Source organism: Mycolicibacterium hodleri, assembly GCF_025822245.1.
Taxonomy (GTDB): domain Bacteria; phylum Actinomycetota; class Actinomycetes; order Mycobacteriales; family Mycobacteriaceae; genus Mycobacterium; species Mycobacterium hodleri.
In genome coordinates this window covers 133354-146663 of record NZ_JACKTL010000008.1, presented here as the reverse complement: position 1 = coordinate 146663, position 13310 = coordinate 133354, and the positions used below count along the sequence as shown (strand labels likewise).

The following is a 13310-nucleotide window of genomic DNA, read 5'->3' as shown; positions in this document are numbered from 1 at the left end:
TCCAATAGGGCAATGGGCGGGAGAGCGATGACGGCGTACGCCGGGCTGGACGTCGGCACCACGTCGAGCAAGGCCGTCGTCTACGACGCCGACGGTCACGTGCTGGGCGTCGGGCGCGCCGCCACGACGTGGGAGACCACCCCTGACGGCACTGAGATCGACGCGAATGCGTTGTGCCGCAGCGCGTTCGACGCGCTCAGCGCCGCGGCGGTCGACGCCGGGGTCGAGGTGCGCGCCGTCGGGGTCACGTGCATGGGGGAGTCCGGCATCCTCGTCGACGACCGGGAGCGGCCCCTGGCGCCGGTCATCGCCTGGCACGACGGCCGCGACGGCGACGAGGTCGCCGACCTCCTGTCGGCCATCGGCGCCGAGGCATTCGGGGGCATCGCGGGAAAGCCTCTGCGGGGCCAGTTCTCGCTCACCAAGCACCGCTGGCTCATGCGGCACGTACCGGCCACCCGCGACGCGACGACCCGCTTCGACGTCGGCGGCTGGGTGGTGCGCCGGCTCGGCGGCGAGGCGGTTCTCGAACTGTCCCTCGCCGGCCGCACCGGATGGCTCGACGTCGCGGCCCGCGACTGGTGGGACGCGGCACTGGACTGGTCGGGTGCGCGTCGCGAGTTGATGCCGCCGCTGGTTTCCGCCGGCGTGCCGGTCGGCGTCGTCTCCTCCGACGCGGTCAGCCCCCTGCTGCACGGTGCGGTGCTGACCCTGGCCGGCCACGACCACCAGGCCTCCGCCCTCGGTGCGCGCGCCACAGGCCAAGGGCACGAACTGGATTCGTCCGGCACCGCCGAGGCGTTGGTGCGCACCATCATGCCGATTCCGTCTCGAGCCGACGTCGCGCGGCTCGCGGTCGCGGGCATCACCACCGACCCCAGCATCGAGGCCGGCCACTGGAGCCTGCTCGGCGGCACCGAGGGTGGGTTGGCGCAACTGCGGGCGCTGGAGCGCCTGGGTGCCGACGTGGCGGAGCTGGACGCCGCCGCCGAGGCCGGCAGCGACCCGGGCGCCGAGTGGCGCGCCGTGGTCGCGACGGCCGCCGACGAGGCACTGGCGCTGCACCGCGCGATGGACGACGTCGTGGGCCCGGCCGCCCGCGTCGTCGTCACCGGTGGATGGCGGCACAGCGCAGAGGTGATGCGAGCCAAGGTCGCCCGGTTCGGCCCGCTCGAGGTCTCGGGCGTCGAGGAGGCCGGCGCCCTCGGCGCGGCCACCCTGGCCGCACGGGCGTGCGGCGAACTCGGCGCCGACGACCACCTGGGCAACCCATGAGTCGGACGTGGTTCGCCGACGAACGTCACGTCGAGGTGCTCCGGCTTCTCGCGGAGGACGGACGAGTCGAAAGTGCCGGTCTGGCAGGTCGATTCGGGATCAGTGCGGAGAGCGTGCGCAAGGACCTCGCCCTGCTCGAGGAGCGGGGGCTCCTGCGTCGAGTGCACGGCGGCGCCGTGCCGGGCGAACCCAGCCGGGCCGAACCACACGTCGCCGACCGCGGCGTGCATCAGGCGGAGAAGTCGTCGATCGCCCGCCGGGCGCTGAGATTCGTGCCCGACGGCGGTTCGCTGCTGCTCGACGCCGGGTCCACGACGCTGCTGCTGGCCGAGATGCTGCCGACCGATCGCGGGCTCGTCGTCTACACCAACTCCTGGCCCGTCGGGGCGGCCCTGCACGCGCGCGGCGTCGAGGTGGTGGCCCTCGGTGGCCGGATCCGGCCGGCGACGATGGCCGCCGTCGGGGTGCTCACCGGCCACGCGCTGGCCGCCGTCAACGTCGACGTCGCGTTCCTCGGCACCAACGCGCTGTCCTTCGACCGTGGCCTCAGCACCCCCGACCCCGACGAGGCCGCCGTCAAGCACCAGATGCTGGCCGCGGCGGGGCAGCGGGTGTTCCTGGTGGACTCCAGCAAGTTCGGACACGTCAGTCACGCCCGGCACGCCACTCTGGACGACGTCGACGTGTTGATCACCGATGCCGCGGTCTCCGCCGCGGACCGCAAGAGGCTGCGGGCCGCCGGCGTCGCCGTCGAGGTGGCCGACCGATGATCGTGACCGTCACGCCCAACCCGAGTCTCGATCGCACGCTGCACCTTCCGCGGCTCGAACCGGGAGCGGTCAACCGCGCGACCACCACCATGACCGAGCCCAGCGGCAAGGGGGTCAACGTCGCCCTGGCGCTGCACGGGGTCGGCGCCGAGGTGTGTGCGGTATTGCCCGTCGGTGGCGGCACGGGACGTGAAATACGTTCGGCGTTGCAGCAATTGGGCCTGGACGTCGTCGGTGTTCCGATCGCGGGTGACGTCCGCAGCAACGTCTCCCTGGTCGAGGCCGACGGCCGCAGCACGAAGGTCAACGAACCGGGGCCCGCGCTGTCCGGCGACGAAGTCGACGCGCTGTGCAGTGCCGCACTGACGGCGCGGGCCGGCGACCGGGTGCTGTGGGCGGGCAGTCTGCCCGCGGGATTCACCCCGAGTCGGCTCGCCCGTGCGGTCGCCGAGGCTCGGGGGGCGGGCCGGTGGGTGGCGGTGGACGCGTCCGGTCCGGTGTTGGCGGCGGCGCTGGACAACGACGCGAATGGTTTGCCGCATCTGGTCAAACCGAACGCCGACGAGCTCGCCGAGGTGCTCGGAGTCGAACTGCGCACCGTCGGTGACGTCGAGGCGGCCGCCCGGATGCTGCTGGGCCGCGGCGTTCGGACCGTGTTGGTGAGCCTCGGTGGCGCGGGCGCCCTGCTGGTCGACGCCGACCTGCCAGAGGCGCTGCACGGTGCCGCCCCGGTGCGGCGCGTCGTCAACACCGTGGGAGCGGGGGACGCCTTCCTGGCCGGCTACCTGGCCGTGCCCGGTGGTGGACGGGAAGCGTTGGCGAGTGCGCTGCGCTTCGGTGCGACCGCCGTCGAACACGACGGCACGCTGCTGGGGGTGCCGGACCCTCGACGGTCCGTGCAGGTCGAGCCGGCCAGGGCGGACACACCTCTGACCTGAGGTGTCGGACGGCCGACCTAGACTGGCCGCGTGTTGATCGGTTCGCATGTCCACGATGACGACCCACTGGCCTCCGCTGCGGCAGAGGGTGCCGAGGTCGTGCAGTTCTTCCTCGGAAACCCGCAGAGCTGGAAGAAGCCGAAACCGCGTGAGGACGCCGAAGCGCTGCGCGCCTCGAGCGTGCCGCTCTACGTGCACGCCCCCTATCTGATCAACGTGGCGTCGGCCAACAACCGCGTGCGCATCCCGTCGCGGAAGATCCTGCAGGACACGTGTGACGCCGCCGCGGACGTCGGGGCCACGGCCGTCATCGTCCACGGCGGGCACGCCGACGACAACGACGTGGACGCCGGTTTCGAGCGGTGGGTCAAGGCGCTGGACTCCTTGAAGACCGACGTGCCGGTGTACCTGGAGAACACGGCCGGGGGTGACCACGCGATGGCCCGTCACTTCGACACGATCGCCCGGTTGTGGGATCACATCGGCGACAAGGGAATTGGTTTCTGCCTCGACACGTGCCACGCGTGGGCGGCAGGCGAGGCGCTGATCGACGCCGTCGAGCGAATCAAGTCGATCACCGGTCGCATCGACCTGGTGCACTGCAACGACTCGCGCGACGCCGCGGGATCGGGCGCCGACCGGCACGCCAACTTCGGCACCGGGCAGATCGACCCTCAGCTGCTGGTCGCCGTGGTGAAGGCCGCCGACGCCCCCGTCATCTGCGAGACCTCCGACGAGGGACGAAAAGACGACATCGCGTTTCTGCGCGACAACGTCTGACGTTCGGGCCCGATGAACGGCGAATGAACGAAGGGTTGACTAGCGTCACCACGGGAACACCAACCCTTCCGATCGCGAAAGGTTCCCGTGCCCGTACTCGACCAGTCGTCCCCCGAGGTCCTGGCGCGTGCCCACGCGGCGTCCGGCGTCTGGGACCGACGACTCCGCATTGCGCGTCGGCTCGGGGTGGCGGTGTGGGTCTGCGCCATGGTGTACCTCACCGTCACCCGCGGCTTCGCGTTCAACCGCGAGTTGCTGCTGCTCTACATCTGCACCGGCCTCGCGGCCGCGAGCATCGGCCAGGGCCGTCGCGTCCTCTACGTCGTCCGGGACTGGCTGCCGTTCGCGCTGGTGCTGGTGGCCTACGACTTCAGCAGGGGAGCGGCCACGCTGATCGGCCGACCCACCCTGTGGCACTGGCAGGCCGACGCGGACCGTTGGCTGTTCTCCGGCGTGATGCCGACGGTCTGGCTCCAGGAGCGGTTGAAGCTGCCGCAGCCGCCGGGGTGGGAAGTCGTCATCAGCACCGTCTACATGTCGTTCTTCATCCTGCCGTATGCCGTGGCGGCGGTGCTGTGGCTGCGTAACCGCGAGGAGTGGAAGGCCTTCGTCCGGTTGTTCGTCGGATTGTCGTTCGCCGGGTTGACCATCTACGCGCTGCTGCCCGCCGCGCCGCCGTGGGCGGCGGCCAGGTGCACGCCCGACGACGTCGCCGCCGGACCGTCCAACCCGCAATGCATGTTCGGCTCCGCCCGGGGCGTCCCCGACGGCGGTCTGCTGGGAAGCGTGACGCCCCACCACGACGGCGCAAACTCCTGGGTGGAGCGCATCGTCGGTCGGGGTTGGGACAACATGCACCTGCACACCGCGAGTGCGCTCTTGGATCAGGGGCAGGCCAGCGTCAACCTGGTCGCCGCGATCCCGTCGCTGCACGCGGCGCTGACGGCCGCGGTGTCGGCGTTTCTGTGGCCCCGGGTCGGCCGCCGGTGGCGGCCCCTGCTGGTCGCCTATCCACTGGTCATGGCGTTCACGCTGGTGTACACCGCCGAGCACTACGTCGTCGACGTCCTCCTCGGGTGGGTGCTCGCCGCGGTCGTGGTGGTGGCCCTGCACCGGTACGAGGCCCGACGGCGGGCGCGCCGCTCAGCTGCCGGTGAGATAGACCTTCCGTAGGGTCTCGGTCACGGTCCACACCGTCTCGGCGCCGGCGGCCAACCGGACCACGTCGCCGGGGCCCAGCTCCAACGCGTCGGCGCCGCCGGCGAATTCGACCGTCGCCGCGCCCGAGATCACGACGAACACCTCATCGGTCTCGACGTCGTTCATGACGCCGGGCGTCATTTCCCACACTCCGACTTCAAGGCCGCCGAAGTCGTCGACGGCGGTGGCGCCCGTCGTCGGGCCGCCGCGCACGGACTGCTCGGCGGGGACCGGTTCGTGGTCGAGTTCGAGCGTCGCGGCGTGCACGACGGAGTTGGGCTTCATGGGCTCAGTATGAGGGGTCGACGATCATTACGAACCTTGTGCGGTTGTCGAGAAGATGTAACAGTGGGTGGCATGTCAGACACGCACGTCGTCACGAACCAGGTCCCGACGCTGGAGGACTACAACCCCGCGACGTCACCCGTACTCGCCGAGGCCCTCGTTCGGGAGGGCGGTCAGTGGGGTGCCGACGAGGTCTTCGAACTCGGTGCGCTCGCCGGCGGCAGTCAGGCCCAGCGGTGGGGCGAGCTGGCCGACCGGCATCAGCCGATTCTGAGGACCCACGACCGCTACGGCCACCGCGTCGACGAGGTCGAATACGACCCCGCCTACCACCAACTGATGACGGTCGCGATCGGTCACGGCCTGCACGCGGCACCCTGGGCCGACGACCGGCCGGGTGCGCATGTGGTGCGCGCCGCCAAGACGTCGGTGTGGACGCCGGAGGCGGGGCACGTCTGCCCCATCTCGATGACCTACGCCGTCGTGCCCGCCCTGCGGCACAACCCCGAGCTCTCCGCGCTCTACGAACCGCTGCTCACCAGCCGCGCCTACGACCCCGAGCTGAAGGTGCCCACCACCAAGGCCGGCCTCACCGCCGGCATGTCGATGACGGAGAAGCAGGGCGGCTCCGACGTCCGCGCGGGTACCACCGAGGCGACCCCGAACGGCGACGGCACGTACTCGCTGCGGGGTCACAAGTGGTTCACCTCCGCCCCGATGTCGGACGTCTTCCTGGTGCTGGCGCAGGCGCCGAACGGTTTGAGCTGCTTCTTCCTGCCGCGGATCCTGCCCGACGGCTCGCGCAACCGAATGTTCTTGCAGCGCCTCAAGGACAAGCTCGGCAACCACGCCAACGCCTCCAGCGAGGTCGAGTACGACGGCGCCACCGCCTGGCTGGTCGGCGAGGAGGGTCGCGGGGTGCCGACCATCATCGAGATGGTCAACCTGACCCGGTTGGACTGCACGCTAGGCAGCGCGACCAGCATGCGCACCGGCTTGACGCGGGCCATTCACCACGCCCAGCACCGAAAGGCGTTCGGCGCGTATCTAATCGACCAACCGCTGATGCGCAACGTGCTCGCCGACCTCGCCGTCGAGGCCGAAGCCGCCACCATGCTGGCGATGCGGATGGCGGGCGCCACCGACGCGGCCACCCGTGGCGACGAGCGCGAGACGTTGCTGCGTCGCATCGGTCTCGCCGCAGGCAAGTACTGGGTCTGCAAGCGCGCCACCCCGCACGCGGCGGAGGCCATGGAATGCCTCGGCGGCAACGGCTACGTCGAGGAGTCGGGCATGCCCCGGCTGTATCGGGAGGCGCCACTGATGGGCATCTGGGAAGGATCGGGCAACGTCAGCGCGCTGGACACGTTGCGCGCCATGGCAACCCGTCCCGAGTGCGTCGAGGTGCTGTTCGACGAACTGAGTCGCACGACGGGCCACGACCCCCGGCTGGACGCACACGTGACGTCGTTGCGCGCCGAGCTCGGCGATCTGGAGACCATTCAGTACCGCGGCCGCAAGATCGCCGAGGACATCTCGCTTGCCCTGCAGGGCTCGCTGCTGGTGCGCCACGGACACCCGGCCGTGGCCGAGGCGTTCCTGGCCAGCCGGCTGGGGGGCCAGTGGGGCGGGGCGTTCGGCACCCTGCCGACGGGCCTGGACCTGGCGCCGATCATCGAGCGTGCCATGGTCAAGGGATGACTCACCCCCGCCAAGCAGACATCAAAGGCCCTGAAATGCCCCCATTGAGGGCCCTCCATGTCTGCTCGCGCATGGGAGTGCAGGCATGACGCACGCGATCAGGCCGGTCGACTTCGACAACCTCAAGACGATGACCTACGAGGTCACCGACCGGGTCGCCCGAATCACGTTCAACCGTCCCGACAAGGGCAACGCCATCGTCGCCGACACCCCGCTGGAACTGTCGGCGTTGGTCGAGCGGGCCGACCTCGACCCCAACGTCCACGTCATGCTGATCTCCGGCCGCGGCGCGGGCTTCTGCTCCGGCTTCGACCTGTCGGCCTACGCCGACCGAACGTCGTCGGCGGGCGGCACTGGCGGCTACAAGGGCACGGTGCTCGACGGCAAGACCCAGGCGGTCAACCATCTGCCTGACCAGCCGTGGGACCCGATGGTCGACTACCAGATGATGAGCCGCTTCGTCCGCGGGTTCGCCAGCCTGATGCACGCCGACAAGCCGACGGTGGTCAAGATTCACGGCTACTGCGTGGCCGGTGGCACCGACATCGCACTGCATGCCGATCAGGTGATCGCCGCGGCCGACGCGAAGATCGGCTACCCGCCGATGCGCGTCTGGGGCGTCCCCGCCGCGGGTCTGTGGGCGCACCGCCTCGGCGACCAGCGCGCGAAACGCCTTCTGTTCACCGGTGATTGCATCAGCGGCGCCCAGGCCGCCGAGTGGGGACTCGCCGTCGAGGCACCTCAACCCGAGGACCTCGACGAACGAACCGAGCGCCTCGTCGCCCGCATCGCGGCGATGCCGGTCAACCAGCTCATCATGGCCAAGCTCGCGTTGAACACGGCGCTGTTCAACCAGGGCGTCGCCACGAGCAGCATGGTCAGCACGGTGTTCGACGGGGTCGCGCGGCACACGCCCGAGGGGCACGCCTTCGTCGCCGAGGCCACTGCGCGTGGCTTCCGCGACGCGGTGAAGTCCCGCGACGAGCCGTTCGGCGACGCGGGCCGCACGACCTCGGGGGTCTAGTGCTGACCCGGCTGACGGCCAGGTCCGTCGTGCTGAGCGTGCTGCTCGGCGCCCACCCGGCTTGGGCGTCGGCGGCCGAATTGATCACCCTCACCGAGGACTTTGGCATTCGGGAGTCGACGCTGCGGGTGGCTCTGACGCGGATGGTCGGCGCAGGTGACCTGGTGCGCTCCGCCGACGGTTACCGACTCTCGGACCGGTTGCTCGCCCGGCAACGGCGTCAGGACGACGCCCTGGACCCCAAGCTCCGCCGATGGGACGGGACGTGGACGACGCTGGTGATCACCAGCGTCGGCATCGATGCGCGTACCCGGGCATCCTTGCGAAACACGTTGCACCGCAGTAGGTTCGGCGAATTGCGGGAGGGGGTGTGGATGCGTCCGGCGAACCTCGACGTCCAGTTGGCCGACGAGGTGCGGACCCGGGTGCGGGTGCTGCGTGCCCGCGACGACGACCCGGCCGACCTGGTCGCCGCACTCTGGGACCTGCCCACCTGGGTGGCCGCCGGGCACCGTCTGCTCGCCGAGCTGTCCGACGCCGAGGACGTCCCGGCCCGGTTCGTGACCGCCGCGGCCACGGTCCGTCATCTGCTGTCGGACCCGGTGCTGCCGACTGACCTGCTACCCGAGGACTGGCCGGGCGCCGCGCTGCGTCAGGCCTATCACGACTTCGCCGCCGAACTGGCGGCACGACGCGACGACACGACACTGATGGAGGCAACGTGACCGACTATCCAGGCGGCGTTCGGGTGGAACGCAACGGACCCGTCACGACGGTGGTCATGAATCGGCCGGAGGCGCGCAACGCCGTGAACGGACCCGCCGCCGCCGGCCTGCATGCCGCCTTCGAGGAGTTCGATCGAGACGACGAGGCCGCTGTCGCCGTGCTCTGGGGCGACAACGGAACCTTCTGCGCCGGAGCCGATCTGAAGGCCTTCGGGACGCCCGACGCCAACCCCGTCCACCGCACCGGACCCGGGCCGATGGGGCCGTCGCGGATGACGTTGTCCAAGCCCGTCGTTGCCGCCGTGAGCGGATTCGCGGTGGCCGGTGGTCTCGAACTCGCGCTGTGGTGCGACCTTCGGGTGGTCGAGGAGGACGCCGTCTTCGGGGTCTTCTGTCGCCGCTGGGGCGTGCCCCTCATCGACGGCGGCACCGTCCGGCTGCCGAGGCTGATCGGGCACAGCCGGGCCATGGACCTCATCCTCACCGGCCGCAGCGTCGACGCCAGCGAGGCGTTCGCGATCGGACTGGCCAACCGCGTCGTGCCCCGCGGTCAGGCGCGGCAGGCCGCCGAGTCGCTCGCGGCCGAACTGGCCGCCCTGCCGCAGCAGTGCCTGCGCGCCGATCGGCTCTCCGCGCTCGGCCAGTGGGGGATGTCGGAGGCCGAGGCGATGGACGTCGAATTCGGCAGCATGTCTCGCGTGGCGGCCGAATCACTCTCGGGGGCAAAGCGATTCGCCGACGGCGCCGGTCGGCACGGCACCAGGGCGTGATCAGCCCTTCCTGATCGCGTTGCCCGATCCGGTGTCGTTGACCTTTGGTTGGCCGTTGGCGTAGCTGACGGTGTTGTTCAGTCCCACGACGGTGAGGGCGTCGACGATTTCGTCGAAGGTCAACCTGTTGTCCGCGCCGCCGACGTTGACGTTGGTGCACGTGCCCTTCACCGTGAGCGTGTTGTTGGAGCCGCCCACCGTCAGCGACTTGCCGTGGGCGCAGTCGATCTCGGCGGTCGTTCCCACCGAGCCGTAGTTGATGGTGTTGGCGATCTCGACCTGCACACCCGTGGATCCCGCCGTCACCGTCGGCGACCCCGAGTCGGCGCAGCCGGCCAGTCCCGTCACTCCCGCCGCGGCAACCGCCGCCATCACACTGGCCAGTCGGAGGGAACGCGCGCGCATGCCTAGACGGGTACCCGATCGATGCGGTTGGTCATGCCCAATTCGCGACCGCGATCCCAGACCAACGGCTCGCCCTGGTGGTAGAGGACCGTCTGGTCGAACCCGTAGACGGTGATGTCGTTGACGACGTTGTCCACCACGACCACGTTGGCCGAGCCCTGGACGGAGACGCCCCAGCACGTGCCGACCGCGGTGATGTTGTTGCCGGTGCCCACCACGATGAGCGCGGAGTCGTTGCAATCGAGGGTCTGCACCACGCCCTGCCCGGTGATGTGGGTGTCACCGTTCTTCGCCTGGGCGGCGGGTGCGGCCACCATCAGCGTCCCGAGAACCGCGACCATGGTCACGACCAGCGACGTGCTCGACGCTTTCCAGCCCACGGTGGTTCCCCCTTGCGACGCAGCCCTGATCGGTATTTGCAGACTCTACGTCGCGCGGTGCTGCCGGTGACGGCACTTCGGCCGTTGTTGCTGGGTAGCGTGTGCACACTATGCGTGCGCCGACCCGACGGAGCGCCACCGCAGCCGTCGCGGCGACGGCCGTCGTGGTGGTGGTGGCGGCGTGCTCCCACACCGTCGCCGGTGTCGCCGAACGGGCTCACGCCACGGTGCCCAACCCGGACCGCAGCTACGGCTTCGTCGACGACCGCTGCGGGCTGCTGCACGACGAGGACCTCAGGAAGCTGCAGGGTGCGGCCACCATGGTCAAGCCGTTCAGCGGCGCGGTGTGCCAATACGTCCTGTCGACCGACGCAGGCGTCGTCGACGTGGTGTTCACCTGGTTCGAGCGCGGCAGCGTCGACCGGGAGCGCGACGTCGCCGCCGGCCGGGGTGCGCGCCTGCAGGACAAGACGGTGGTGAGGCACCCGGCCTTTCTGGCGCAACGGCCCAGCACCCCAAACGCCTGCGCGGCCACGGCGGCTGCCGGGCCGGGCGTCCTGACGTGGTGGGTGCAGTTCCGGCAGAGTCTGGGTGACGCGTGCGCGGACGCCGAGACGCTGCTGACGGCGACGCTGTCGGCCGACTCGTGACCAGGGTCCTGCTGTTGCTGACCGCCGGGTGCGCGGTCGTCGCGTGCGGGTCGCCGATACCGGCGACCACCGCACCGCCGTCACCCAACGCCGGGGCGACGTTCCGAAGCGCCGACTGCAACGGCGTCGACGACGCCGACGTGGCGAAGGCCGCCGGCGGCACCCTGTTCACCAGGGTGGTGCTCAACGACGCGGGCTGCTTCTGGCAGGAGAACACCGCCATCGGAGACGTCGAACTGGGCATGGGCCTCTCGACGTGGTGGTACCGCGGCAGCGACCTGGACGCCGAGCGGACGCTGGAACGCCACACGGGGCGCACCATCACCGAGGTGGAGGTCAACGGCAACAAGGGTTTCCGGGCCAGCGACCACAACGCCTGCAGCGTCTACCTCGCCAAGGGCGGCGACGTCATCACCTGGTCGGTGCAGACCGCAGACCCCGGCAAGCTGCCCGATCTGTGCTCGATCACCGGGACGCTCGCCCAGCTCAGCCAGGACAGAGTGAACTGACTCGCCCCGGGCGGCGGGTTACAGTCAGTCGCCGTCCTCGATTGCAGGACACGCGACGTTCATCCGGCGATTCGAAGGACGCAACCCCATGGCAGCTCGGTCGGAGTCGACATCCGGCACGGGCAGGCCGCGCCAGCCGGCCAGGGCGACCAAGCTCAGCCGCGACGCGATCGTGAACGCCGCGCTCACGTTCCTGGACCGCGAGGGCTGGGACGCACTGACGATCAACGCCCTCGCCATGCAACTCGGCACCAAGGGCCCGTCGCTGTACAACCACGTCGACAGCCTCGAGGACCTCCGCCGCACGGTCCGGATGCGCGTCATCGAAGACATCATCGGCATGCTCAACACCGTCGGGGACGGGCGGACCAGGGACGACGCCGTGGTTGCGATGGCCAGTGCCTACCGGAGCTATGCCCACCACCATCCCGGCCGGTACTCGGCCTTCACCCGGATGCCGCTGGGCGGTGACGACCCGGAGTACACCGCGGCGACGCGCGCCGCGGCCGAACCGGTGATCGCGGTGCTGGCCTCCTTCGGGCTGGAGGGTGAGGACGGATTCTTCGCCGCCCTGGAGTTCTGGTCCGCGCTGCACGGGTTCGTGCTGCTGGAGATGACGGGCGTGATGGACGCGATCGACACCGACGCCGTTTTCACGGACATGGTGCTGAGGCTGGCGGTCGGCATGGAGAGGCGATGAGCGCTTGCGCGAAGAGCAGAGGGCCCCGCTGACCCGTTGACGCGCCCCGGTTGGGGGTGGGGTCGGCGCGCTTTGACCCGAGCCCCCGCGGACAGGTATCGTGGTCGATCGTGCCTGGCCGATAGGGCGCTTGGGGCTGTGATGCCCTCGAGCAAGCCTGCACGCCGGGCCAATTCGCATGTCCACGACGCATCGACGAGATTCGGTGCGCGAGCGCGTGCGACACACCCGGCCGCGGGGTAGTACGGCAGGGCGTAACCGCAGTACACAGACTTGAGACCGACCGTTTGAACAGCAGAGCAGTTTCGAAGCAACACAGGAAGCCGGTACATGCCAACCATCAACCAGCTGGTCCGCAAGGGTCGCCGGGACAAGATTGCCAAGGTCAAGACCGCGGCCCTCAAGGGCAGCCCGCAGCGCCGCGGCGTGTGCACCCGCGTCTACACGACCACTCCGAAGAAGCCGAACTCGGCACTTCGAAAGGTCGCGCGCGTCAAGCTGACCACCGGGGTTGAGGTCACCGCCTACATCCCGGGCGAGGGCCACAACCTTCAGGAGCACTCGATGGTGCTGGTTCGTGGAGGCCGTGTGAAGGACCTTCCCGGTGTGCGCTACAAGATCATCCGCGGTTCGCTCGACACCCAGGGCGTCAAGAGCCGCAAGCAGGCACGGAGCCGCTACGGCGCCAAGAAGGAGAAGAGCTAATGCCGCGTAAGGGGCCCGCACCCAAGCGGCCGCTGGTCAACGACCCGGTCTACGGTTCGCAGCTGGTCACCCAGCTCGTCAACAAGGTTCTGCTGGACGGGAAGAAATCCCTCGCAGAACGCATTGTTTATGGAGCGCTCGAACAGGCTCGTGACAAGACCGGCACCGATCCGGTCGTCACGCTCAAGCGTGCTCTCGACAACGTGAAGCCCGCCCTCGAGGTTCGCAGCCGTCGCGTCGGTGGCGCCACCTACCAGGTGCCCGTCGAGGTCCGCCCCGAGCGGTCCACCACGCTGGCCCTGCGTTGGCTGGTGGGTTTCTCCAAGCAACGCCGCGAGAAGACCATGGTCGAACGTCTGGCCAACGAACTGCTCGACGCGAGCAATGGCCTGGGTGCCGCCGTCAAGCGACGCGAGGACACTCACAAGATGGCCGAAGCAAACCGGGCATTCGCGCACTACCGCTGGTGATCGCCGCCGGCGGCTGATCGATT

The 13310-nt window shown here is 69.9% G+C and carries 17 protein-coding genes; 14 read left to right on the top strand and 3 right to left on the bottom strand.

What is annotated here, in order from left to right; genetic code table 11:
• Positions 1-27 precede the first annotated feature (27 nt).
• From H7J06_RS01865 to H7J06_RS01845, 5 genes are all read left to right on the top strand, one after another.
• Positions 28-1275 carry an FGGY-family carbohydrate kinase gene (locus H7J06_RS01865; RefSeq protein ID WP_264036456.1) on the top strand — a complete coding sequence of 416 codons (1248 nt, stop codon included), beginning with the start codon at positions 28-30 and terminating at the stop codon, positions 1273-1275.
• On the top strand, positions 1272-2045 hold the full coding sequence (locus tag H7J06_RS01860; RefSeq protein ID WP_264036454.1) for a DeoR/GlpR family DNA-binding transcription regulator: 774 nt from the start codon (positions 1272-1274) through the stop codon (positions 2043-2045). Before H7J06_RS01865 ends, H7J06_RS01860 begins: the two co-directional genes overlap by 4 nt.
• Complete coding sequence (locus H7J06_RS01855) at positions 2042-2983, top strand: 1-phosphofructokinase family hexose kinase (protein ID WP_264036452.1); 942 nt, start codon at positions 2042-2044, stop codon at positions 2981-2983. The genes H7J06_RS01860 and H7J06_RS01855 overlap by 4 nt, the downstream gene beginning before the upstream one ends.
• 30 nt (positions 2984-3013) lie before the next feature.
• On the top strand, positions 3014-3763 hold the full coding sequence (locus H7J06_RS01850) for a deoxyribonuclease IV (protein ID WP_264036449.1): 750 nt from the start codon (positions 3014-3016) through the stop codon (positions 3761-3763).
• A 120-nt stretch (positions 3764-3883) separates the two neighbouring features.
• Positions 3884-4936: a phosphatase PAP2 family protein gene (locus H7J06_RS01845; protein ID WP_264036610.1), complete on the top strand. Its 1053-nt coding sequence runs from the start codon at positions 3884-3886 to the stop codon at positions 4934-4936.
• On the opposite strand, the gene H7J06_RS01840 is transcribed toward H7J06_RS01845, so the two are convergent.
• A complete protein-coding gene (locus tag H7J06_RS01840) occupies positions 4907-5248 on the bottom strand; it encodes a cupin domain-containing protein (RefSeq protein ID WP_264036446.1) in 342 nt (113 codons plus the stop codon). The two genes, H7J06_RS01845 and H7J06_RS01840, sit on opposite strands and share 30 nt — an antisense overlap.
• Before the next feature lie 72 nt (positions 5249-5320).
• Here H7J06_RS01840 and H7J06_RS01835 point away from each other — a divergent pair, with 72 nt between their 5' ends.
• The 4 genes from H7J06_RS01835 (at position 5321) to H7J06_RS01820 (ending at position 9468) form a co-directional block, all read left to right on the top strand.
• Positions 5321-6949: an acyl-CoA dehydrogenase family protein gene (locus H7J06_RS01835; RefSeq protein ID WP_264036443.1), complete on the top strand. Its 1629-nt coding sequence runs from the start codon at positions 5321-5323 to the stop codon at positions 6947-6949.
• An 85-nt stretch (positions 6950-7034) separates the two neighbouring features.
• A complete protein-coding gene (locus tag H7J06_RS01830) occupies positions 7035-7973 on the top strand; it encodes a crotonase/enoyl-CoA hydratase family protein (protein WP_264036441.1) in 939 nt (312 codons plus the stop codon).
• A 2-nt stretch (positions 7974-7975) separates the two neighbouring features.
• A complete protein-coding gene (locus tag H7J06_RS01825; protein ID WP_264036608.1) occupies positions 7976-8698 on the top strand; it encodes a PaaX family transcriptional regulator C-terminal domain-containing protein in 723 nt (240 codons plus the stop codon).
• On the top strand, positions 8695-9468 hold the full coding sequence (locus H7J06_RS01820) for a crotonase/enoyl-CoA hydratase family protein (protein ID WP_264036439.1): 774 nt from the start codon (positions 8695-8697) through the stop codon (positions 9466-9468). Before H7J06_RS01825 ends, H7J06_RS01820 begins: the two co-directional genes overlap by 4 nt.
• On the opposite strand, the gene H7J06_RS01815 is transcribed toward H7J06_RS01820, so the two are convergent.
• Positions 9469-9873: a DUF3060 domain-containing protein gene (locus H7J06_RS01815; RefSeq protein WP_264036437.1), complete on the bottom strand. Its 405-nt coding sequence runs from the start codon at positions 9871-9873 to the stop codon at positions 9469-9471.
• Positions 9874-9875: 2 nt separating this feature from the next.
• Positions 9876-10214 (bottom strand): DUF3060 domain-containing protein, encoded by a 339-nt coding sequence (locus H7J06_RS01810; RefSeq protein WP_264036606.1) that lies wholly within the window; start codon positions 10212-10214, stop codon positions 9876-9878.
• Between the two features lie 149 nt (positions 10215-10363).
• Between H7J06_RS01810 and H7J06_RS01805 the strand changes: the two genes are divergently transcribed.
• The 5 genes from H7J06_RS01805 to rpsG all read left to right on the top strand — a co-directional run bounded on the left by H7J06_RS01805 (position 10364) and on the right by rpsG (position 13287).
• On the top strand, positions 10364-10903 hold the full coding sequence (locus H7J06_RS01805; RefSeq protein ID WP_264036435.1) for a DUF3558 domain-containing protein: 540 nt from the start codon (positions 10364-10366) through the stop codon (positions 10901-10903).
• The gene (locus H7J06_RS01800; RefSeq protein ID WP_264036433.1) at positions 10900-11412 is read left to right on the top strand and encodes a DUF3558 domain-containing protein; all 513 of its coding nucleotides are present in this window, start codon (positions 10900-10902) and stop codon (positions 11410-11412) included. The genes H7J06_RS01805 and H7J06_RS01800 overlap by 4 nt, the downstream gene beginning before the upstream one ends.
• 88 nt (positions 11413-11500) lie before the next feature.
• A complete protein-coding gene (locus tag H7J06_RS01795) occupies positions 11501-12112 on the top strand; it encodes a TetR/AcrR family transcriptional regulator (protein WP_264036431.1) in 612 nt (203 codons plus the stop codon).
• 330 nt (positions 12113-12442) lie between these two features.
• Positions 12443-12817, top strand: a complete 375-nt coding sequence (gene rpsL, locus H7J06_RS01790; RefSeq protein WP_056557336.1) for a 30S ribosomal protein S12 — start codon at positions 12443-12445, stop codon at positions 12815-12817.
• Positions 12817-13287 carry a 30S ribosomal protein S7 gene (gene rpsG / locus H7J06_RS01785; protein WP_149480312.1) on the top strand — a complete coding sequence of 157 codons (471 nt, stop codon included), beginning with the start codon at positions 12817-12819 and terminating at the stop codon, positions 13285-13287. The genes rpsL and rpsG overlap by 1 nt, the downstream gene beginning before the upstream one ends.
• Positions 13288-13310 lie beyond the last annotated feature (23 nt).

Excerpts from the sequence above, each read along its gene's own strand:
- H7J06_RS01865 (WP_264036456.1), top strand. The coding sequence starts at position 28 with ATGACGGCGTACGCCGGGCTGGACGTCGGCACCACGTCGAGCAAGGCC.
- H7J06_RS01860 (WP_264036454.1), top strand. The coding sequence starts at position 1,272 with ATGAGTCGGACGTGGTTCGCCGACGAACGTCACGTCGAGGTGCTCCGG.
- H7J06_RS01855 (WP_264036452.1), top strand. The coding sequence starts at position 2,042 with ATGATCGTGACCGTCACGCCCAACCCGAGTCTCGATCGCACGCTGCAC.
- H7J06_RS01840 (WP_264036446.1), bottom strand. The coding sequence starts at position 5,248 with ATGAAGCCCAACTCCGTCGTGCACGCCGCGACGCTCGAACTCGACCAC.
- H7J06_RS01835 (WP_264036443.1), top strand. The coding sequence starts at position 5,321 with ATGTCAGACACGCACGTCGTCACGAACCAGGTCCCGACGCTGGAGGAC.
- H7J06_RS01830 (WP_264036441.1), top strand. The coding sequence starts at position 7,035 with ATGACGCACGCGATCAGGCCGGTCGACTTCGACAACCTCAAGACGATG.
- H7J06_RS01815 (WP_264036437.1), bottom strand. The coding sequence starts at position 9,873 with ATGCGCGCGCGTTCCCTCCGACTGGCCAGTGTGATGGCGGCGGTTGCC.
- H7J06_RS01810 (WP_264036606.1), bottom strand. The coding sequence starts at position 10,214 with ATGGTCGCGGTTCTCGGGACGCTGATGGTGGCCGCACCCGCCGCCCAG.
- H7J06_RS01805 (WP_264036435.1), top strand. The coding sequence starts at position 10,364 with ATGCGTGCGCCGACCCGACGGAGCGCCACCGCAGCCGTCGCGGCGACG.
- H7J06_RS01795 (WP_264036431.1), top strand. The coding sequence starts at position 11,501 with ATGGCAGCTCGGTCGGAGTCGACATCCGGCACGGGCAGGCCGCGCCAG.
- rpsL (WP_056557336.1), top strand. The coding sequence starts at position 12,443 with ATGCCAACCATCAACCAGCTGGTCCGCAAGGGTCGCCGGGACAAGATT.
- rpsG (WP_149480312.1), top strand. The coding sequence starts at position 12,817 with ATGCCGCGTAAGGGGCCCGCACCCAAGCGGCCGCTGGTCAACGACCCG.